The following is a 19,229-nucleotide window of genomic DNA, read 5'->3' as shown; positions in this document are numbered from 1 at the left end:
CCGAAGCGGCAAGCCATTGCTTGTGAAACGCAAAGCGCCGTGATCTTCTCCCCGCCGATTGGGGAGGGGAGGGCGAAACCACCTGCTGGTCGCCCGCTCGCTTGTACGTTTCAAGGTTCGTGAATGAATATCGTTGTCGCCGCCGGCATCCTGGTCACCCTGGTGACCGGCGTCCCCGTGCTTATCCAGCTGCTGCGCGGCCATCCGCGCGGCCTGATCATCTGCTTCCTGGCCGAGATGTGGGAGCGGTTCTCCTACTACGGCATGCGCGGGCTGCTGATCTTCTACCTGACCCAGCACTTCCTGTTCGACCCCAAGGTCGCCAGCGGCCACTACGGCTCCTACACCTCGCTGGTCTATATCGTGCCGCTGCTGGGCGGCTTCCTGGCCGACCGCTATCTGGGCACCCGCAAGGCCGTGGCCTTCGGCGCCATCCTGCTGGTGGCGGGACACCTGGCCATGGCGGTCGAGGGGCGTCCGGCCACCCAGACCCTGACCTACGCCAGCCAGACCTACGAATTCCAGGTCGAGGGCCGCGGCGAGGCGCGGGTCGCCAGGATCGTCGTGGGCGACAAGCCCTATGAGGTCGCCGCCAACGAGAAGGGCGACTTCGAGATCAAGAACCTGCCGGCCCAGTCCGCCCTGCCGGGCGTCCTGCCCAAGGGCCAGTACAAGCTGGGCGTGAAGGACCGCGATCCGCTGTACCTGAACATCTTCTGGCTGGCGCTGTCGCTGATCATCGTCGGCGTGGGCTTCATGAAGGCCAATGTCGCCACCCTGGTGGGCCAGCTCTATCCGCAGGGCGATCCGCGCCGCGACCCCGGCTTCACCCTCTACTATTACGGCATCAACCTGGGTTCGTTCTGGGCGGCCATCCTCTGCGGCCTACTGGGCGTCAACCTCGGCTGGGCGGCGGGCTTCGGCATGGCCGGCATCGGCATGCTGGCCGGCTTCATCGTCTTCGTGCTGGGCAAGCCCTGGCTGCTGGGCAAGGGCGAGCCGCCGGAACTGGGCAAGCTGAAGGCCCCGGTGCTGGGCCCGATCAACCGCGAGGGCGTGATCTACGCCGCCTCGCTGGGCGTGGTCGGGCTGGTCTTCTTCCTGGTGCAGTTCACCCCGGTGGTGAACGTCACCCTGATCGCCGGCATGTTCGGCTCGCTGGGCTACATCCTGTGGTTCGCCTTCGCCAAGTGCGAGAAGGTCGAGCGCGAGCGGCTGCTGCTGGCCACGGTGCTGGTGCTGGGCGCGGTGGTGTTCTGGACTCTGTTCGAGCAGGCCGGCTCGTCCCTGAACCTGTTCGCGGCCACCAACGTCAACCTGACCCTGCTGTCCCACCCGGTGAAGTGGTTCGGCGGCGCGGTCGTGTTGGGCTCGCCCGAGCAGCTGGCGGCGGCGGGCTGGAGCACGGCCGGCAAGCTGTGGGTCAACACCGCGTTCAACGCCGCCCAGACCCAGGCGATCAACGCCGGCTGGATCCTGATCTTCGCCCCCGTCTTTGCAGCCCTCTGGACTGTCCTGGGCAAGCGCGGCCGCAACCCGGGCCCGATGGTCAAGTTCGGCCTGTCGCTGATCCAGGTCGGCGCGGGCTTCCTGATCCTGCTGATCGGCGCTCATTTCGCCGACGGCGCGTTCCGCATGCCGCTGGTCTTCCTGGTCGTCATGTACATGCTGCACACCTCGGGCGAGATGTTCATGTCGCCGGTCGGCCTGTCGCAGATGACCAAGCTGTCGCCGCTGTCGATCGTCTCGTTCGTGATGGCCGTCTGGTACATGGCCCTGGCCATGGCCAACCTGTTCGGCGGCTGGATCGCGGCCATCGCGTCCAGCGAGACCATCGGCGGCCAGGTGCTGGATCCGGCCGCGGCCATGGTTCAGTCGCTGCTGGTGTTCAAGGTGATCGGCCTGATCTCGATCGGCATCGGGGTGCTGTTCCTGGCCCTGTCGCCGGTCCTCAGGAAGTGGTCGCACGGCTCGGACGACACCACTCCCGAGCCGGCCGCCGAGCCGGCGTCCATCGCGCCTTGACGAACCGCTCCGCGAGGCTTTCGGCCGAGGACGCCCCCTCCGTCGGCTTCGCCGCCACCTCCCCCGTTTCACGGGGGAGGAGAACAGGCCTGCTTCCTCCTCACCCGCATCGCGGGGGAGGTGGCGCGATGCGGATACGCATCGTGACGGAGGGGGCGTCCGGCTCGGCCTATGCCGTCGGCCGCCATCCCTCCGGCGCCAGTTCGAAGCCCTCGAACCGGAAGCCCGGCGCGACGGTGCAGCCGACCAGGGTCCAGGCGCCCAGGCTGACGGCGGTCTGCCACCAGCCGGTCGGCACGATCAGCTGCGGCCGGCAGCCGGCGCGCAGGTCCGGGCCCAGGGTGTGGGCGGTCATGCCGACGCCGTCGGGCGGCGCCAGGGTCAGGGAGATCGGCGCGCCGGCGTACCAGTGCCAGGTCTCGACCGCGTCGATCCGGTGCCAGGCCGACATTTCCTCGGCCTGCAGCAGGTAGTAGATCGCCGTCGAGGCCGGGCGGCCGTCGACCAGCGCCTCGTCCTCGAAGGTCCGGCGATACCAGCCGCCCTCAGGGTGCGGCTGCAGGTCGAGCAGGCGGATGATCTCCTTGCCGCCCAGATCCCCGGAAAGGCCCTGGAGGCCAGAACCCATAAAGCTCATCCCTTGAAGCCGTCCTTGGCGGCGCGAATCTCGCCGAACGCTTCGGCCGGGGGCAGATGGGGGCGCAGCAGCGGGGCGCGCAAGAACGGATTGGTCGCCTTCTCCAGGCCGATGGTCGTGGGTACGGTCGGCTCGCCGCGCTGGCGGGCGGCGAACACCGTCTCGGCCCGGTCCTTCAGCGCCGGGGCGTCGTCCACCGACAGGGCGAAGCGGGCGTTCGAGGCGGTGTATTCATGGGCGCAATAGACCGTGGTGTCGTCGGGCAGGGCGGCCAGCTTGGACAGCGAGCCCCACATCTGCTCGGCCGTGCCCTCGAACAGGCGGCCGCAGCCCAGGGCGAACAGGGTGTCGCCGACGAAGGCGATGCGGTCGGCGGCGTCGTGATAGGCGATGTGCCCCAGGGTGTGGCCGCCGGTGTCGATCACCGACAGCGAGGTCTCGCCCAGCATCACCGTGTCGCCCTGGCCGACCGGACGGTCGAGCGGGGCGATGCGGGTCACCTCCTGGGGGCCGACCACCGTCGCCCCGGTCGCCGCCTGGATCGCCGCGTTGCCGCCGGCGTGGTCGGGATGCCAGTGGGTGTTGAGGATCAGGTCCAGGGTCCAGCCCAGCTTGGCAAGTTCGGCGAGGATGGCGTCGGCGTCGGGCGTGTCGATGGTCGCCGTCGTCCCGGTGGCGTCGTCGCGCACGAGAAAGCCGTAATTGTCCGACAGGCAGGGAAACTGGTGAACGGTCAGCGACATGGTTTCGACTCCGGACAGGGCCAAGTCCTTTTGGTGGACGGGGACGTGACGCCAGGGGCCCGCCCGCCTACATAGATGATGTGATCGATCGGGAGACTCAATGCGCCGCGACGTGCTCGATCTCAGAGCGTTCTACGCCAGTCCGCTCGGGCGCGCGGCCCGCGAGATGCTGGGCCGCAAGGTCGAGGAGGCGTGGGGCGACGCGCGCGGGCTGGACGTTTTGGGCCTGGGCTACGCCACGCCGTTTCTCGACAAGGCCCGCACCCAGGCCCGCCGGGTGGTGGCCGCCATGCCGGCCGCCCAGGGCGTTGAGGTCTGGCCGAGCGGCGGCGCCAACGCCGCCACCCTGGTCGAGGAGACGGCCCTGCCGTTCCCCAACGCCATGTTCGACCGCATCCTGGCGGTCCATGCGCTGGAGGAGGCCGACGATCCGGGCGCGGTATTGCGCGAGATCTGGCGGGTGATGGCGCCGTCCGGCCGGCTGATCGTCGCCGTGGCCTCGCGCGACGGCCTGTGGGCGGGGGCCGAGGGCACGCCCTTCGGCCATGGCCGTCCGTTCAGCCGCCATCAGCTGGAGGCCCTGCTGCGCGAGGCGGACCTGGAGCCCGCCGGCTGGACCCGCGCCCTCTACGCCCCGCCCCTGGGGGTGGCCGCGCGCTGGGCCGAGGGGTTCGAGCAGGTCGGGGCCCGCCTGTGGCCGCGCTTCGCGGGCCTGATCCTGATGGAGGCGGTCAAGCAGACCTTCGCGGTCAAGCCGCGCGGCAGCCGCGCCCGCGTGCGGGTGTTCGCGCCGGGCGTGCTCGCGCCCTCGCCGGGCGGCCCCGCTCCGGTCAGGACGGCGCCTGTTCGAAAGGCGCCAGGTACTCTAAATGCCGCTAGGCCCTTGGAGCCATCGATTCCCGGGCCTAGCTTCAAGCCGTAGAACAAGCCGTCGTCAGCGGGAGCCGCGCCATGAAGATGATCGTCGCCGTTATCAAGCCCAGTCGCCTGGACGCCGTGCTTGAGGCGGTCACCGAGGCGGGCGCCTCGGGCCTGACGGTCACCGAGGTTCGCGGCTACGGCCGGCAGAAGGGCAAGACCGAGGTCTATCGCGGCGCCGAATACGAGGTGAAGCTGCTGCCCAAGGTCAAGCTGGAGATCGCCGTGGCCAACGACGTGGTCGAGCCGGTGGTCGAGGCTCTGCAGCGCACCGCCAACACCGGTAAGATCGGCGACGGGAAGGTGTTCGTGCTGGACCTGGAGCAGGCCCTGCGCATCCGCACCGGCGAACGCGACGCGGCAGCGATCGCGGGCTGATCAAGCCGGGGCTCTCAAAGCCTCTATTGTTGTCCTCCCGGAAGCCTCGCAGAGGCTGTCCGGGACCCAGAGGACTGGGCGAAGGCGGTGCGACCGCCCTGGATCCCGGCTCTCCGCTTCGCTGCGGCCGGGATGACAACCTTTTGGGGACGAGGGGCCTGGATCGATCAGGAGGCGGCCTTCCTTACCCCTCCAGCTCCCGCAGGTCCCGGCCGCGCGTCTCGGTGCCGAACCACGCCACCAGGACCAGGGCTAGGGCCAGCGGGGCGATGATCATCAGGGCGGCGACCTTCAGCGGCGGCACGGCCGCCAGGATGCCCAGCAGCTGGGCGATCAGCCCGCCCGACTTGCTGCACGCCGCCACCCAGCCGGTGGCCCGGCCGCGGATCCGTAAGGGAAAGCTTTCGGCCGTATAGGGCAGCAGGATGGCCAGCAGGCCGTTGGTGCCGATGATCATCAGCGCCACCGGCAGCACCGGGCTGACGCCGGGGCCGATGGTCAGCACGCCGGCCACGCCCAAAGCGCTAACGGCAATCGTCGCCGCCATCGACCACTTGGTGCTCCAGCGGCTATAGAGGAAGGCGCAGACGAACACGGTCGGGAAGGCGATCAGGGCCGACTTGGCCAGCAGCTGGCTGGAGACGCCGACGCTGTGGCCCTCGGCGACCAGCTCGGCCGGCAGCCACAGCAGGAGGCCGAAATTGACCAGGCCCCAGGCCACCGCCGCGATGCTCAGGGCGGCGGTCTTGCCGATGAAGCGCCGCTCGACCGGCGGCGGGGTCAGGACGTGATGGTGATCCTCGGGCCGGTCCTCCTTCTCGCGAACCACCGAGCCGAACCGCTTCATCACCGCGTGGGCGGCGTCGAGGCGGCCGATGGCCATCAGGAACTTGGCCGATTCGGGAATGAGGCCGGACAAGGCGATCAGGATCAGCCCCGTCGGCAGGTTCAGGAACCACATGATCCGCCAGCCGAACACCGGCTGCAGCCAGGCCGAGCAGCCGGACGAGGCCAGGTAGCCGCCGACCGCGCCCAGGCCGCCGACCAGCACCAGGGCCCAGCCGCGGTGCCTGGACGGCATGGTCTCGGCCAGCAGGGCGTAGACCACGGGCAGCAGCCCGCCGGCCGCCGCGCCCATCATGAAGCACATGATCACGTTCCACCAGAAATCGGGCATGGCCCCGCAGATCGAGGTGCCGACGAACATCACCGCCGACAGCAGGATCGAGGCCCGCCGCCCGAACACGTCGGCCAGGGCGCCCCAGATGATCGAGCCGGCGACGGTGCCGGTCAGGGCTGCGAACGGCAGCCAGGCGACCATGGCCTTGGTCACCCCGTACTCCTTGATCATGCCGGGCACCACGAAGCCCAGGCTGGCCGGCTTCATGATGTCGATGACCAGGGCCACCACCAACACCAGCATCAGACCCCAGTGGGCCAAGGACAGCGGGGCGTCCTCGGGCGGCGTGACCTCGATCGTGTGCTCCAGGTGATGGTCGACGCCGCGCCGGGGCAGCAGGCCCCAGCCGGCCAGGGCGCAGCCGGGCGGGATGATCAGCATGCCCACGGTCATGCCCAGGTCCATCTTCATGCCGGCCAGCTGGTAGCCGATGTCGGCCCCCATCAGGTACATCGGCAGGTGCAGGACCACGCCGGCGGTGACCACCAGGCAGCCCAGCCAGAAGGCCCACAGGCGCTTGCGGTCGGCGAGGACGTGATGGGCGGGGGTCTGGGCTGTCATGGGCGTCCAACAAACATGCGTCAGCGTTCTATCCAAGCGGAGCCATAACATGGGTCCGTGCGTTGACGAATTTCCATGGCACAAGGGGCGATATGGCCGACGACGCATCCTCGCTGACTTCCGCTTCGCTGCTTCGACCGGGCGCCACCTGCTGGCGCGTGGAGCAGGCCGACCGGCTGGCGCTGTTCATCGACAACGACGAGGCGTTCGACGCGCTGAAGTCCATCCTGCTGTCGGCCAAGACGTCGATCTGGATCTTGGCCTGGGTGTTCGACCCGCTGACGCGCCTGGATCCCGACCGGGTGCGCAAGAGCCGCGACCCCCGGCACGTGGACCGCATCGGCCTGCTGCTGCGCCGCCAGGCGGCGTTGAACCCCGGCCTCGACGTGCGGATCCTGGTCTGGGACATGCCGTTCCCTATCGCCGCCTCGCAGCTGTTCGGACCCCATCGCGGCCAGGTGTTCTTCACCGGTTCGCGGGTGAAGTACCACCTGGACAACACCCTGCCGGCCAGCGCCAGCCATCACCAGAAGGTGGTCGTGGTCGACGGCTCGGTGGCCCTGGTCAGCGGCGGCGACATCGGCGTCGACCGCTGGGACACCACCCAGCACCTGGACAACGATCCCCGCCGCCGCCTGCCCACCGGCCGCCACTACCCCGCTCGCCACGAGGTCGCGGCGATGGTCGACGGCAAGGCCGCCGAGGCCCTGGGCGACCTGTTCATCGCCCGCTGGCGAAGATCGACCGGCGAGGCGCTGGAGCGGTCGGAAAAGCCGGAGGAAGCGCCCTGGCCGGACCATCTGGTTCCCGACCTGCGCAACCTGCCGGTCGGCGTCTGCCGCACCCAACCGGCCTGGAAGGACGATCCCGAGATCAACGAGACGATGCTGATGCACCTGGCCAGCATCAAGGCGGCCAAGCGGCTGGTCTATCTGGAGAACCAGTACCTGACCTCGCCGATCATCGTCGAAGCCCTGGCCGACCGCCTGGCCGAGCCGGACGGGCCCGAGGTGGTGACAGTGGGCCCGGCCCACAGTCCCAGCTATTTCGACCAGATGACCATGGACAGCGCCCGCACCTCGGCCATCAACCGGCTGCGCGAGATCGACATCCATGGCCGCTTCTCGGCGTTCAGCGCCCGCACGCCCAAGGGGGCGGCGATCATCGTCCATTCCAAGGTGGCGATCATGGACGACCGGGTGCTGCGGCTGGGTTCGGCCAACCTCAACAACCGCTCGATCGGGCTGGACACCGAGTGCGACATCGCCTTCGAGGGGACCGACGAGGCCGGCCGCGCCGCGATCCGCGCGTTCCTGGGCCGGCTGATCGGCCACTTCCTCGACCATGAGACCGAGTACGTGCTGGAGACCTACGACCGCCTGGGCGGCCTGGCCGCGACGATCAACGCGCTGGATCGCAAGGACGGCCAGCCCCGCCGCCTGGCACCGGTGCCGATCAAGCCGCTGACCGGCGTCCAGCAGTTCATCGCCGACTGGAGCCTGGGCGACGCCATCTCGCCCACCGACGCCTGGCGCCCCTGGGGCCGCCGCAAGCGCCTCAAGCGCGAGCTGCACCGTCTGATGGACGATCATCAGACGCCGATCCTGCCGGATCACCTGCAGGACTGATCTCCAGGTCGACCACCAACGGCAGGTGGTCCGAGGCCGCTCTGGCCAACGATCCGTACGGCGAGCGCACCGCCACAGTCTCCAGCCCCTTGGTCAGGAAGACGTGGTCGATGCGCATGAACGGGAAGCTGGAAGGGAAGGTCGCGGTCGGCGTCCTGGTCCACGAGGCGCTGCGGCCCTGGGCGTCGCGCAGGACCGTCCTCAGCAGGCGGTAGGTCGCCGAATAGGGACTGGCGTTGAAGTCGCCCAGCAGGATGCCCGGAGCCTTCCAGTCCTCGTGCGCCATCCACTGTTCGCCCAGCAGGGCGGCGGCCTGGCGCTTCTGTTCCTGGGGCACCAGGCCCAGGTGGGTGTTGATGACCTGCACCGGCGTTCCACCGACCTCGACCGTGATCCAGATGGCCCCGCGCGGCTCCAGGCCCGGAATGCGCGGATACAGCGGCAGGCCGTCGGCCTTGACCTTCTTCTCGGGCAGGGCGGTCAGGATGGCGTCGCCGTAGAGCTCTTCCTCCACCGCCATGGCGGGGTGGAAATGCGAGCGCATCTTCAGCAGTTCGGCCAGGCGGTGGGCCTGGTCCACGCCCTTGGTGCGGGCCCGGCGGACGTCCAGTTCCTGCAGCGCCACCACGTCGGCGTTTTCCGCAGCGATGACCTCGGCCACACGCTCGACGTCGAGCTTGCGGTCCGTGCCCACGCAGCGGTGGACATTGTAGGTCATGAGACGAAGCTTCATCCGTCGAAGAGATCGCCTGAGGGGGCTGGAGGTTCCGTCGAAGCGGGCGGGGGATTGCGGCTGAGCAGGAACAGGCAGCTTTCGGCCCGCCAGTTCTCGATGGCCCTGGTCGGGTCGATCTGCCGGGCCGGGCCGGCGCCCGCGAAGGCGGCGCAGGCGTCGATGCGCACGTCCAGGTCTTCGGTCAGGGCCAGGAAATCGGCCAGGGTGCACAGGTGGATGTTGGGCGTCGCCCACCAGGGCAGGGGCAGGGCCTCGGTCTCCGGCATCCGCCCCCGGTGCAGCAGCGACCAGCGCACGCGCCAGTGGCCGAAGTTCGGGAACGACACCACGGCCCGGTCGGCGATGCGCAGCAGCTCGTCCAGCACGTGCCGCGGCCGGCGCGTGGCCTGCAGGGTCTGGGACAGCACCGCGTAGTCGAAGGTGCGGTCGGGGAAGTGGTCGAGGTCCTGGTCGGCGTCGCCCTGCACCACGGACAGGCCGCGCGACATGCAGGCGGCGACGCCGGCGGCGCTGATCTCCAGCCCCCGGCCGTCGACCTGCTTTTCCCGGGTCAGCAGGTCCAGCAGCACCCCCTCGCCGCAGCCGACGTCCAGCACGCGGGCGCCTGGGCGGACGAGGCGCAGGATCTCCTTGAAGTCCTCGCGGATCATCCCGCAGTCCCTCCCCCTTTGGGGGAGGTGTCGGCGAAGCCGACGGAGGGGGGAGTGATACGGCTTCGATCACGTCCCGAACGCGCCGCCCTAAAACTCCCCCCACCGGCCTTCGGCCGCCTTCCCCACAGGGGGAGGGTCTGGTTCATACGTGTCATTTGGACAGCCCCCGCTCCCGTTCCACCGAACCGAGGAAGCCCTGCAGCGCCGCGTCCATCACCGGTTCGTCCAGCAGGAAGGCGTCGTGGCCCTTGTCGCTCTCGATCTCGACGAAGGCGGCCCGGCAGCCGGCGGCGGTCAGGGCGCGGACGATGTGGCGGTTCTCGGCGGTCGGGTAGAGCCAGTCGCTGGTGAACGACAGCACGCAGAAGCGCACATGGCGCGCCCCGGCGAAGGCCTGGGCCAGCACCCCGCCATGACTGGCGGCCAGGTCGAAATAGTCCATGGCCCGGGTGATGTAGAGGTAGGAGTTGGCGTCGAAGCGGTCGACGAAGCTGGCCCCCTGGTGGCGCAGATAGCTCTCCACCTGGAAGTCGGCGTCGAAGCCCCACGACAGGCCGTCGCGCTGCAGTTCGCGGCCGAACTTCCGCTGCAGGGCCGGTTCGGACAGATAGGTGATGTGGGCGGCCATCCGCGCGACGGCCAGGCCCTTTTCCGGCCGCGACTTGCCCTCCGCGTAGGCGCCGGCCTTCCAGTCGGGATCGGCCATGATCGCCTGGCGGCCCACCTCGTGGAAGGCGATGTTCTGGGCGGAATGGCGCGAGGCCGAGGCGACGATCACCGCGCTGAACAGCTTGTCCGGATAGTCGGCCGCCCATTGCTGGACCTGCATGCCGCCCATTGAGCCGCCGACCACGGCCAGCAGAGTATCGACCCCGAGGGCCTCGACCAGCATGGCCTGGGCGCGCACCATGTCGGCGATGGTGATTACCGGGAACGTCAGGCCATAAGCCTTGCCCGTCTTGGGATTGATCGAGGCAGGACCGGTCGAGCCCGCGCAGCCGCCGATCACGTTGGAGCAGATGACGAAATGCCGGGCCGGATCGACCGGCTTGCCGGGACCGACCAGTCGCGTCCACCAGCCGGGCTTGCCGTTGACCGGATGAACGCCGGCCACGTGCTGGTCCAGGCTCAGGGCGTGGCAGATCAGGATGGCGTTGGTGCCGTCCGCGTTCAGCTCGCCCCAGGTGCGGTAGGCGATCTCCAGGTTTTCCAACTGGGCGCCGGAGTCCAGCCGCAGCGGTTGATGGGGCGGGAACCGCCAGGTTCCGCCTTCCGACAGCACAGGTCCGGCGAAGTCGAGTTCAGCCATGCCCGCCTTGGACCGCTTGGCGCCTTCCGTGTCAACCGCGCGCTTCCTGAGCGCCGCGGCGGAGGCTATGGAGGATCATGGACCGACTGATCCTCATGCGCCACGGCAAGGCCGAGCCACACGCCGCTTCGGGCGGCGATTTCGAACGCGCCCTGGCGCCGCGCGGCCAGAACGACGCGGCCCTGATGGGCCAGGTCCTGGCCAAGGCCGGCCTGTCGCCGGACCTGGCCCTGGTCTCCTCGGCCCGCCGCACCCGCGAGACCTGGGACGCGGTCGCGCCGGCCTTTCCCAAGGCGCGCGCCACGACCCGCCGCGACCTCTACCACGCCGAGGCCCAGGACGTGCTGGCGGCGATTCGCGAGGAAGCGCCCGATACCGGAACGGTGATGGTGGTGGGCCACAATCCGGGCCTGCACGAACTGGCCCTGCGCCTGGCCCTGGGCGGTCCGGTCGACCCCGCCAAGCTGGCCCAGCTGCGCGGCAAGTTTCCTACCGCGACGGTCGCGGTGTTCTCGATCGACCCCGATGGAGCCCCCACCTTGAGCCACCTGTTCTATGCTTCGGAAAACGGCGGACACGGCGGCGAATGAGCAAGATCTACAAGATCCTTCCCAAGGCCGAATGGGACGCGGCCCAGGCGGCCGGCGTCTTCGCCGGCTCGGCGGTCGACCTGGCCGACGGCTTCATCCACTTCTCCGGCCCCGACACCGCCCAGCGCACCGTCGAACTGTACTTCAAGGGCCAGGCCGGGCTGACGCTGCTGACTGTCGAGGCCGACGCCCTGGGCGAGGCCCTGAAGTGGGAGGCCTCGCGCGGCGGGGCCCTGTTCCCGCACCTGTTCCGGCCTCTGAAGGTGGACGAGGTTCTGGCCGAACGGACGCTCGCGCTCGACGCCGACGGCGTGCCGGTGCTGGGCGACCTGAGCGCATGAGCCTGACCCGATGACCTTGCACGACATCGCCGCCCGCGCCCTGCACGCCCTCGATCCCGAGAACGCCCACGGTTGGGCGATCAAGGGCCTGAAGATGGGCCTGGGCCCGCGCCAGTCCGACGTCGACGATCCCATTCTGGCCTGCAACATCGCCGGCCTGCCGCTGTCTAACTGCGTGGGCCTGGCCGCCGGCTTCGACAAGAACGCCGAGGTCCCCGCCGCCATGTCCCGGGCCGGCTTCGGCTTCGTGGAGTGCGGCACGGTCACGCCCCTGGCCCAGGCCGGCAATCCGCGGCCGCGCCTGTTCCGGCTGACCCGGGACCAGGCGGTGATCAACCGCATGGGCTTCAACAACGAGGGGCTGGAGCCGTTCGCCGCGCGGCTGTCGGCCCTGAAGGCCCGGCGCGCCGCCGGCGGCCCCGCGCCCGTCGTCGGCGCGAATATCGGCGCCAACAAGGACGCGACCGACCGCATCGCCGACTATGTCGCCGGCCTGACGCGGCTGTGGGGCCTGTCGGACTATTTCACCGTCAACATCTCCTCGCCCAACACCCCCGGCCTGCGCGCCCTGCAGACCCGCGCGGCGCTGGAGGAGCTGCTGGGCCGGATCGCCGAGGCGCGGGGCCTGCTGAAGGCGGCTGGAACGGTCGACTATCCGATCTTCCTGAAGGTCGCGCCCGACCTGGAGGACGGCGAGGTCGAGGCCATCGTCGAGACCGTGGCCGCCAATGGCCTGGACGGGATCATCGTCAGCAACACCACCATCGCTCGTCCTGCCGACCTGGCCTCGCCGGACAAGGGCGAGGGCGGCGGGCTGTCGGGCCGGCCGCTGCTGACCGCCTCCACCGCCATGCTGGCCCGTTTCCGCGCGGCCGACGGCGGCGGCCTGGCCCTGATCGGGGCGGGCGGGATCGCCAGCGGCGCCGACGCCCTGGCCAAGATCCGCGCCGGGGCCAGCGCCGTGCAGCTCTATTCGGCCCTGGTCTATGGCGGGCCGGGCCTGGTCCAGCGCATCAAGCGCGAACTGGCCGCCAGGCTTCGCGCCGAGGGCTTCGCCTCGGTCACCGACGCGGTCGGCGCGGGATGACGCCGGACACCACCCTGGCCTGGCTGCGGCGGTTCGGGCCGCTGGGCGCGTTGCTGATCCTGCTGGTCGTCGCCCTGGCCAGCGGCCTGGCGGGCAAGCTCGATCTGGCGACCCTGCAGGCCCACGGACAGGCCCTGCAAACCTACGCCGCGGCCAACCCGCTGAAGTGCGCGGCCATCTATATCCTGATCTACATCGCCACGGTGTCGATCTCGCTGCCGGGCGCCCTGATCCTGTCCCTGACCGGCGGCTTCCTGTTCGGGCCGATCGGCGGCGGGGCGGCGGCGGTGACCGGCGCGACCGGCGGCTCGACCGTGGTCTATCTCGTCTGCCGCTCGGCGTTCGGGAATTTCCTGCGCCAGAAACCCGGCGCCCTGCTGACCCGGATCGAAGAGGGCTTCAAGGCCGACGCCTTCTCCTATCTGCTCACCCTGCGACTGATCCCGGCCTTCCCGCTGCTGCTGGTCAATGTGGCGTCGGGGCTGATGAACATTCCGGTGCGCACCTATCTGCTGGCCTCGTTCCTGGGCATGATCCCCAGTTCGTTCGTCTATGCCGGGATCGGCGCGGGCCTGGGCCACATCTTCGCCAGCGGCGAGCCGGTGACGATGCACACCCTGTTCTCGCCGCGCATCTACCTGCCGATCGCGGCGATGGGCGCCCTGGCCTTGCTGCCGCCCCTGTGGCGCTATTGGCGAAACCGCCGCGTTGCCCAAGCCCCAGACGTGAAGTAACCCAGACGAATGACCGAGCCGGTCGCGCCCGCAGTTTCCGACCCTCCCAAGCCAGGGCGTCGCTTTCCCTGGCCCGGCGGCCTGTCGGCGCGGCTGCTGCTGCTGACCGCCCTGTTCGTGGCCATCGCTGGCGCCGTCATCCTGCCGCCCGCCCTGGCCGACTTCGAGAAGCAGTGGCTGCTGGATCGCGTGCGGGCCGCCGAACTGGCCTCGACCATCGCCGACGCCGATCCCGAGCGCCGGGTGACCGACAAGGTCTCCCAGCAATTGCTCGATCAGGCCGGGGTGGTGATCGTGGCCCTGGAGGTCGACGGCGCCCGTCGCCTGGTCCTGCCCGCCGAGCCGCGCGGCCTGAAGATCAAGCCGCCCTATCTGGTCGACCTGCGCCGGCAGAACTCCGGCTCCTGGCTGGCCGCCCCGTTCTTCACCCTAAAGAGCGCGCCGGGCAGCATGGTGCGGGTGATGGCCGAACCGCGCTTCCGCCAGGAGGCCGAGTTCGTCGAAATCGTGCTGCCCGACGCCCCGCTGAAAGCGCAGTTGGTCGCCACCCTAGGGCGGCTGGCCGGTGTGACCCTGTTCGTCGCGGGGCTGGCCGGCGGGCTGATCTACCTGTCGCTGAACTTCCTGCTGGTGCGGCCCATGCAGCGCCTGACCCTGGCCATGGAGCGGTTCCGGGCCAATCCCGAGGATCCCGCCGCCCGGGTGGTGGTCTCGCGCCGCCGCGACGAGATCGGCCGCGCCGAGCGCGAGCTGGACATGATGCAGACCGACCTGATCACCGCCCTGCAGGCCAAGGCCCGCCTGGCGGCGCTGGGCGAGGCGGTGGCCAAGATCAATCACGACCTGCGCAACATGCTGACCAGCGCCCAGATGGCGTCCGACCGCCTGGCCGCCCTGGGCGACCCCAAGGTGGCCCAGGCCCTGCCGCGCCTGGAACGGGCCTTGGACCGGGCCATCACCCTGGCCAGCGACGTGATGGCCTATGGCAAGTCCAAGGAGCCGGCCCCGGCCCTGCGCGCCACGCCGCTGCGCGCCGCGCTGGACATGGCCGCCGAGGACGCCGGCCTGCAGCCGTCCGGCGTGGCCCTGGAGACCGTGATCGACGGCCGTGAGCAGGTGCTGGCCGATCCGGACCAGCTGCACCGCATCCTCACCAACCTGCTGCGCAACGCCCGCGAGGCCATCGAGGGCGCGCCCGACCGCGGCGGAAAGGGCCGGGTGTTCGTCGAGCTGCGCCGCGCCGAGGGCGCGAGCATCCTGCGCCTGTCCGACGACGGGCCCGGCGTGCCGGAAAGGGCCCGCAACAACCTGTTTCAGCCGTTCGTCGGCTCGGTGCGGCGTGGCGGCACGGGCCTGGGCCTGGCCATCGCCCGCGAGCTGGCCCAGGGCCATGGCGGCGACCTGGCCCTGGTCGAGACCGGGCCCGGCGGCTCGGTGTTCGACCTGACCCTGGCGGGAACGCCCGAGCCCCTGCCGGAAACGCCGCCGGAGCCTGCGAAGCCCAAGGCGCGGTCCAAGCCCTGAGCGTTTCAGGAAACCCGCTCATCCCGGCGAATGCCGGGACCCAGATCCCATAGCGGTGTGGCGGATTGGAAAGGCTCAGCGCTCTTGGCGTCAGCCTCAAAGCCATTCCATCTGGGTCCCGGCATTCGCCGGGATGGGCGGATATAAAACTAAAGCCCCTTGGCCACGCCCTCGCGCCGGGGGTCGGCCCCGCCTTCCAGCACGCCGCCGGGCCGCACGATCACGCCGTGCAGGCCCGAGGTCTCGTTCTGGCCGGTCCTGATCGCCACGCCCCGCGCCTGCAGGGCGGCGGTCATCTCCGGTCCGAACTTCTCGACATCGGCCGAGAAGCTGTCGCCGCGCGCCACCAGGTTGGGCAGGCTGATCGCCTGCTGCATGGTCAGGCCCCAGTCGAACACCCCGACCATGGCCTTCAGATTGTAGGACAGGATCGCCGAGCCGCCCGGCGAGCCCACGGCGGCCAGGAACTTGCCGTCCTTGTCCAGCACCACGATCGGAACCATCGACGAGCGCGGCCGCTTGCCGCCCGCCACGGCGTTGGCCCCCGGCGCGCCGTCGCCGTCCTGCGGGTCGAAGTTGAAGTCGGTCAGCTGGTTGTTGAGGAAGAACCCGCCGACCATGCGGCCCGAGCCGAACACGCTCTCGACCGTGGTGGTCATCGACACCACGTTGCCCATCGGGTCGACGATGACCATGTGGGTCGTCCCGGCCGGCTCCTGGGTCTTGTCCGGTCCGACCGCGGGCGCGCCCTTGGGCAGGCCAAAGCTCGGGGCCGGGCCGGCGGTCTCGCCGATCAGCTTGGCCCGCTCGGCGACATAGGCCGGATCGAGCAGGCCTTCGATCGGAACCTTCACGAACGACGGGTCGCCGACATAGCGGTCGCGGTCGGCGTACATGACCCGCTCGGCTTCCGCCAACTGCGTCCAGGCCGCAGGGTCGGTCGGCCCGCGCTTGGCGATGTCGGTGTGCTCCAGCATCATCAGCGCCTGGAGCACCGAGACGCCGCTCGACGACGGATTGGGCACGCAGACGGTGTAGACCTTCCACGGCCGGCACAGGGCGTCGGCCGAGCGCGGCCTGTAGGCCTTCAGGTCGGCCAGGGTCATGCTGGAGGCCAAGTCCCCCTGGTGCAGACGATCGACGATCTGCTGGGCCAACGGGCCTTCGTAGAGGGCGCTGGCGCCCTTGCTGGCCAGGTCGCGCAGGGTGGCGGCGTAGGCGGGGTTCTTCAGGGTGTCGCCGGCCTGGTAGCGCTGGCCGCCCGGCTTGGTGAAATAGGCGATCACGTCCGGCGCCACGTTCTGCGGCACGCGCGGGCTGTTGATCATGCCGGCCAGGCGCGGGCTGACCGTGAAGCCGTCGTCGGCCAGGCGCTCGGCGTCCTTGAACAGCGTGTTCCAGGCGGCCTTGCCGTGATCCTTCTGGGCCTGGGCCAGCATGCCCACCGCCCCCGGCACGCCCGTCGAACGACCTGAAAGGACCGCGGTCACGAAGTTCAGCGGCTTGCCGTCCGGACCCATGAACAGCTGCGGCGTCGCCGCCTGGGGCGCCTTTTCGCGACCGTCATAGGCGGTCACCTTGCCGGTCTTGGCGTCGTAGAACACCATGAACGACCCGCCGCCCAGGCCCGAACTCTGCGGCTCGACCAGGCCCAGCACCGCCTGGACCGCCACCGCGGCGTCCACCGCCGTCCCACCGTCGCGCAATACCCTGAGGCCGGCCTCCACCGCCAGCGGATTGGCCGCCGCCACCATGCCGCGCGGCGTGTAGGCGGGCGAGGACGCCGCTTGGGTCGCGGCGGGCGGCGAGGCGTCCGCCACGAACGGCGCGCAGCCGGCGAGCAGAACAGCGAGCAGGGGGGCGATCAGACGCATGGCGAACTTTCTCGAGGACCCCGGTCACGGAAACGAGGAGCGCGCCGTTGCGGTCCCCGCGCGGCCAAGGTCGTTCCTCCCAAGAAGGGAGCCGAGCCTCGCGGGTCAAGGCCCGCAAGCCCTTCTCCACAAACTTCGCGCGGTCTGCATCAAAAGGCGCTTGCGTCCCCGGATCGTCCGGGCTATCTCCCCCGCCTCGCCGAAAGGCAATGCGCGCCCGTAGCTCAGCTGGATAGAGCATCAGACTACGAATCTGAGGGTCGGACGTTCGAATCGTTCCGGGCGCGCCATTTTCTCAAATTATTTCAGTTGCTTGTGAGTCCTATGCACGGGCTGCGAGCTGCTTGTTCGGTTGCTCGGAAGCAGGCCGGAAGCAACTCGCGCGGACGTTCTCGCTGGTAGCGCGTCGGCAAATTCGCTGTGGATTGTTGAAGGTGCGTTAGCCGGGGTGTTGGTGCCGCTGGGTGCGAATGGGGGGCGAAGTCCTACAGATTCGCGGCCAGGACCAATCCCCGTCGTGTCATTGGACGACGATCGATAACCGACTTCTTATAGGGCTATCGCATCACGAGGAGGGCTTGGACCGTCCTTAGAAGTAGAGACCGCTCAAGGGCGTCGATGGCGTGGGGATTTCCACATTAGTCTAGGTTTTCTCCAGGTTTTTTCCATATCGGGATTAATATCTGGAGTGAATTTGCGGCCCTAAATGCGCTTCCGAAATGTCCAAATGAATGAGCGCGCTCAAAGATGCGCGCCCATGTCATGGATATAAGTCTCTAGTGCCTATACAACCGCGTGAACGGACGCAAGTCCTGCGACAGCGACTGGCTGCTCAACAAGGTGCTCAAGCAAGACTGGGCTTACAAGGGCTTCGTCATGTCCGACTGGGGCAAGGCCGTGCCTGGCGTGGAGGCCGCGCTCAATGGCCTGGATCAGCAATCGGGCTCACAGCTCGACAAGGCCGTGTTTTTCGGTGATCCCCTCAAGCAGAAGGCGGCTTCCGACCGGCGCTACGCGGTAAAGCTCGACGACATGAACACGCGCGTCCTGACGGCCATCTACGCCGCCGGACTGGACAAGCATCCGGCCTCGCCCGGCGGCAAGATCGACTTCGCCAAGAACGCGGCGGTCGCCGAAGAGGTGGCGCGAGCGGGAATCGTGCTGCTGCGCAACGAACGATCGGTCCTGCCGCTGGCCGCGTCGGCCAAGAGCATCGCGGTGATCGGCGGCTATGCCGACCGAGGCGTGATGTCGGGCGGCGGGTCCAGCCAGGTTCAAGGCGAAGCCGGGCCGGCGGTCACCATTCCGGTCGCCGTGGGGCCATCGGGCAGTTCGGCGTCACAACAGTACCATCGCTCAAGCCCGCTCGAGGCCATCAAGGCGCTGGCCCCGAGCGCTGTGATCACCTTCCGTGATGGTCGCTACATCGCCGACGCGGTGGAGCAGGCCAGGCACGCGGAGGTCGCGATCGTCTTCGCCACCGAATGGCGCACCGAAGGGTTCGATCAGCCGGACCTTTCCTTGCCCGATGGGCAAGATGAACTGATCGCCGCCGTCGCCGCCGCCAATCCCAACACGATCGTCGTTCTCGAGACCGGCGGGCCGGTGAAGATGCCTTGGCTGGGCAAGACCGCCGCGGTGATCGAGGCTTGGTATCCGGGCGCGCGTGGCGGTCAGGCGATCGCCTCGGTCCTGTTCGGCCAGACCAATCCGGCAGGACGCCTGCCAATCACCTTCCCGGCGAGCGAAGAGCAACTCCCGCGCCCCAAGCTCGACGGCAGCGACTGGGTCGAGCCCTATACGGCTGACGACATCCCGCCGGGTGGCGACAAGCTCCATGCCGACTACGATATCGAAGGCGCCGACGTCGGCTATCGCTGGTTCGCGCGCAAGGCCGCCAAGCCGCTGTTCCCCTTTGGCTTCGGGCTCAGCTACACGCGCTTCTCGGCCGGCGGCCTGGCCGTGAAGGGCAGAACCGCGACCTTCACGGTCACCAATACCGGCCAGCGCGCCGGCGACGAGGTCGCCCAACTCTATCTGGTCAGCCGCGCCGGGCAGCCCACGCGGCGGCTGGTCGGCTTCCAGCGCGTCACCCTGGAGCCTGGCGCGAGCCAGCAGGTGACGGTGACGATCGATCCTCGTTTGCTGGCGGACTGGAAGGACAACGGCTGGTCGATGCCGGCCGGCGACTACGGCCTTGCGCTCGGCCGCGACGCCGAAGACCTCGGCTCGGTCGTCAATGTGCGGATGGCCGCCAAGACGTGGTCCGACTGAGCCGAACGGCGCGCGGCTTCAACAAGGTTCAAGACAG

At 69.3% G+C, this 19,229-nt stretch carries 17 protein-coding genes and 1 tRNA gene; 11 read left to right on the top strand and 7 right to left on the bottom strand.

All coding sequences use genetic code 11. The annotated features are described in order from the left end of the window. The first annotated feature begins 123 nt into the window (after positions 1-123). Entirely contained in the window at positions 124-2,025 is a 1,902-nt protein-coding gene (locus J2X41_RS08690; RefSeq protein WP_310081196.1) for an oligopeptide:H+ symporter, read from the top strand. Positions 2,026-2,194: 169 nt separating this feature from the next. On the opposite strand, the gene J2X41_RS08685 is transcribed toward J2X41_RS08690, so the two are convergent. Beyond that, positions 2,195-2,662, bottom strand: a complete 468-nt coding sequence (locus tag J2X41_RS08685) for a cupin domain-containing protein (RefSeq protein ID WP_310081195.1) — start codon at positions 2,660-2,662, stop codon at positions 2,195-2,197. Further along, positions 2,659-3,405: a hydroxyacylglutathione hydrolase gene (gene gloB / locus J2X41_RS08680; protein ID WP_310081194.1), complete on the bottom strand. Its 747-nt coding sequence runs from the start codon at positions 3,403-3,405 to the stop codon at positions 2,659-2,661. Before gloB ends, J2X41_RS08685 begins: the two co-directional genes overlap by 4 nt. A gap of 100 nt (positions 3,406-3,505) precedes the next feature. Here gloB and J2X41_RS08675 point away from each other — a divergent pair, with 100 nt between their 5' ends. Beyond that, positions 3,506-4,327 (top strand): methyltransferase domain-containing protein, encoded by an 822-nt coding sequence (locus J2X41_RS08675; RefSeq protein WP_310081193.1) that lies wholly within the window; start codon positions 3,506-3,508, stop codon positions 4,325-4,327. Between the two features lie 29 nt (positions 4,328-4,356). Continuing rightward, a complete protein-coding gene (locus J2X41_RS08670; protein WP_028038154.1) occupies positions 4,357-4,701 on the top strand; it encodes a P-II family nitrogen regulator in 345 nt (114 codons plus the stop codon). A 184-nt stretch (positions 4,702-4,885) separates the two neighbouring features. Here the strand turns inward: J2X41_RS08670 and J2X41_RS08665 are convergent, their stop codons facing one another. Further along, entirely contained in the window at positions 4,886-6,442 is a 1,557-nt protein-coding gene (locus J2X41_RS08665; RefSeq protein WP_310081192.1) for an MFS transporter, read from the bottom strand. 92 nt (positions 6,443-6,534) lie between these two features. Here J2X41_RS08665 and J2X41_RS08660 point away from each other — a divergent pair, with 92 nt between their 5' ends. Beyond that, positions 6,535-8,070: a phospholipase D-like domain-containing protein gene (locus J2X41_RS08660; RefSeq protein WP_310081191.1), complete on the top strand. Its 1,536-nt coding sequence runs from the start codon at positions 6,535-6,537 to the stop codon at positions 8,068-8,070. Here J2X41_RS08660 and J2X41_RS08655 read toward each other — a convergent pair. The 3 genes from J2X41_RS08655 to J2X41_RS08645 all read right to left on the bottom strand — a co-directional run bounded on the left by J2X41_RS08655 (position 8,000) and on the right by J2X41_RS08645 (position 10,768). Next, positions 8,000-8,803, bottom strand: a complete 804-nt coding sequence (locus tag J2X41_RS08655) for an endonuclease/exonuclease/phosphatase family protein (RefSeq protein WP_310081190.1) — start codon at positions 8,801-8,803, stop codon at positions 8,000-8,002. The two genes, J2X41_RS08660 and J2X41_RS08655, sit on opposite strands and share 71 nt — an antisense overlap. Then, positions 8,800-9,456, bottom strand: a complete 657-nt coding sequence (gene metW, locus J2X41_RS08650) for a methionine biosynthesis protein MetW (protein WP_310081189.1) — start codon at positions 9,454-9,456, stop codon at positions 8,800-8,802. Before metW ends, J2X41_RS08655 begins: the two co-directional genes overlap by 4 nt. A 154-nt stretch (positions 9,457-9,610) precedes the next feature. Continuing rightward, positions 9,611-10,768, bottom strand: coding sequence for a homoserine O-acetyltransferase (locus tag J2X41_RS08645; RefSeq protein WP_310081188.1), 1,158 nt, complete (start codon positions 10,766-10,768; stop codon positions 9,611-9,613). Positions 10,769-10,845: 77 nt separating this feature from the next. Between J2X41_RS08645 and J2X41_RS08640 the strand changes: the two genes are divergently transcribed. The 5 genes from J2X41_RS08640 to J2X41_RS08620 are packed head-to-tail and all read left to right on the top strand — an operon-like array spanning position 10,846 to position 15,044. After that, positions 10,846-11,358, top strand: a complete 513-nt coding sequence (locus tag J2X41_RS08640; RefSeq protein WP_310081187.1) for a histidine phosphatase family protein — start codon at positions 10,846-10,848, stop codon at positions 11,356-11,358. Next, on the top strand, positions 11,355-11,699 hold the full coding sequence (locus J2X41_RS08635; RefSeq protein ID WP_310081186.1) for a DUF952 domain-containing protein: 345 nt from the start codon (positions 11,355-11,357) through the stop codon (positions 11,697-11,699). Before J2X41_RS08640 ends, J2X41_RS08635 begins: the two co-directional genes overlap by 4 nt. A 10-nt stretch (positions 11,700-11,709) precedes the next feature. Then, positions 11,710-12,786 (top strand): quinone-dependent dihydroorotate dehydrogenase, encoded by a 1,077-nt coding sequence (locus J2X41_RS08630; RefSeq protein WP_310081185.1) that lies wholly within the window; start codon positions 11,710-11,712, stop codon positions 12,784-12,786. Next, positions 12,783-13,520, top strand: coding sequence for a TVP38/TMEM64 family protein (locus J2X41_RS08625; RefSeq protein WP_310081184.1), 738 nt, complete (start codon positions 12,783-12,785; stop codon positions 13,518-13,520). The genes J2X41_RS08630 and J2X41_RS08625 overlap by 4 nt, the downstream gene beginning before the upstream one ends. Before the next feature lie 9 nt (positions 13,521-13,529). After that, entirely contained in the window at positions 13,530-15,044 is a 1,515-nt protein-coding gene (locus J2X41_RS08620; RefSeq protein WP_310081183.1) for a HAMP domain-containing sensor histidine kinase, read from the top strand. Between the two features lie 149 nt (positions 15,045-15,193). Here the strand turns inward: J2X41_RS08620 and ggt are convergent, their stop codons facing one another. Next, positions 15,194-16,918, bottom strand: coding sequence for a gamma-glutamyltransferase (gene ggt, locus J2X41_RS08615; RefSeq protein ID WP_310081181.1), 1,725 nt, complete (start codon positions 16,916-16,918; stop codon positions 15,194-15,196). A gap of 213 nt (positions 16,919-17,131) precedes the next feature. On the opposite strand from ggt, the gene J2X41_RS08610 reads away from it, so the two are divergent. Continuing rightward, positions 17,132-17,208, top strand: a tRNA-Arg gene (locus tag J2X41_RS08610). A 616-nt stretch (positions 17,209-17,824) separates the two neighbouring features. Beyond that, on the top strand, positions 17,825-19,192 hold the full coding sequence (locus J2X41_RS08605) for a glycoside hydrolase family 3 C-terminal domain-containing protein (protein WP_310081180.1): 1,368 nt from the start codon (positions 17,825-17,827) through the stop codon (positions 19,190-19,192). The last annotated feature ends 37 nt before the right edge of the window (positions 19,193-19,229 follow it).

The organism is Caulobacter sp. BE254, from assembly GCF_031457295.1.
In the GTDB taxonomy this organism is placed as follows: Bacteria; Pseudomonadota; Alphaproteobacteria; order Caulobacterales; family Caulobacteraceae; genus Caulobacter.
Note: the sequence above shows the minus strand (reverse complement) of the source record. Positions and strands in the feature narration are given on the sequence as shown.

Bases quoted from the DNA above. Each gene is read 5' to 3' on its own strand.
- J2X41_RS08690 (WP_310081196.1), top strand. From the start codon at position 124: ATGAATATCGTTGTCGCCGCCGGCATCCTGGTCACCCTGGTGACCGGC.
- J2X41_RS08685 (WP_310081195.1), bottom strand. From the start codon at position 2,662: ATGAGCTTTATGGGTTCTGGCCTCCAGGGCCTTTCCGGGGATCTGGGC.
- gloB (WP_310081194.1), bottom strand. From the start codon at position 3,405: ATGTCGCTGACCGTTCACCAGTTTCCCTGCCTGTCGGACAATTACGGC.
- J2X41_RS08675 (WP_310081193.1), top strand. From the start codon at position 3,506: ATGCGCCGCGACGTGCTCGATCTCAGAGCGTTCTACGCCAGTCCGCTC.
- J2X41_RS08670 (WP_028038154.1), top strand. From the start codon at position 4,357: ATGAAGATGATCGTCGCCGTTATCAAGCCCAGTCGCCTGGACGCCGTG.
- J2X41_RS08665 (WP_310081192.1), bottom strand. From the start codon at position 6,442: ATGACAGCCCAGACCCCCGCCCATCACGTCCTCGCCGACCGCAAGCGC.
- J2X41_RS08660 (WP_310081191.1), top strand. From the start codon at position 6,535: ATGGCCGACGACGCATCCTCGCTGACTTCCGCTTCGCTGCTTCGACCG.
- J2X41_RS08655 (WP_310081190.1), bottom strand. From the start codon at position 8,803: ATGAAGCTTCGTCTCATGACCTACAATGTCCACCGCTGCGTGGGCACG.
- metW (WP_310081189.1), bottom strand. From the start codon at position 9,456: ATGATCCGCGAGGACTTCAAGGAGATCCTGCGCCTCGTCCGCCCAGGC.
- J2X41_RS08645 (WP_310081188.1), bottom strand. From the start codon at position 10,768: ATGGCTGAACTCGACTTCGCCGGACCTGTGCTGTCGGAAGGCGGAACC.
- J2X41_RS08640 (WP_310081187.1), top strand. From the start codon at position 10,846: ATGGACCGACTGATCCTCATGCGCCACGGCAAGGCCGAGCCACACGCC.
- J2X41_RS08635 (WP_310081186.1), top strand. From the start codon at position 11,355: ATGAGCAAGATCTACAAGATCCTTCCCAAGGCCGAATGGGACGCGGCC.
- J2X41_RS08630 (WP_310081185.1), top strand. From the start codon at position 11,710: ATGACCTTGCACGACATCGCCGCCCGCGCCCTGCACGCCCTCGATCCC.
- J2X41_RS08625 (WP_310081184.1), top strand. From the start codon at position 12,783: ATGACGCCGGACACCACCCTGGCCTGGCTGCGGCGGTTCGGGCCGCTG.
- J2X41_RS08620 (WP_310081183.1), top strand. From the start codon at position 13,530: ATGACCGAGCCGGTCGCGCCCGCAGTTTCCGACCCTCCCAAGCCAGGG.
- ggt (WP_310081181.1), bottom strand. From the start codon at position 16,918: ATGCGTCTGATCGCCCCCCTGCTCGCTGTTCTGCTCGCCGGCTGCGCG.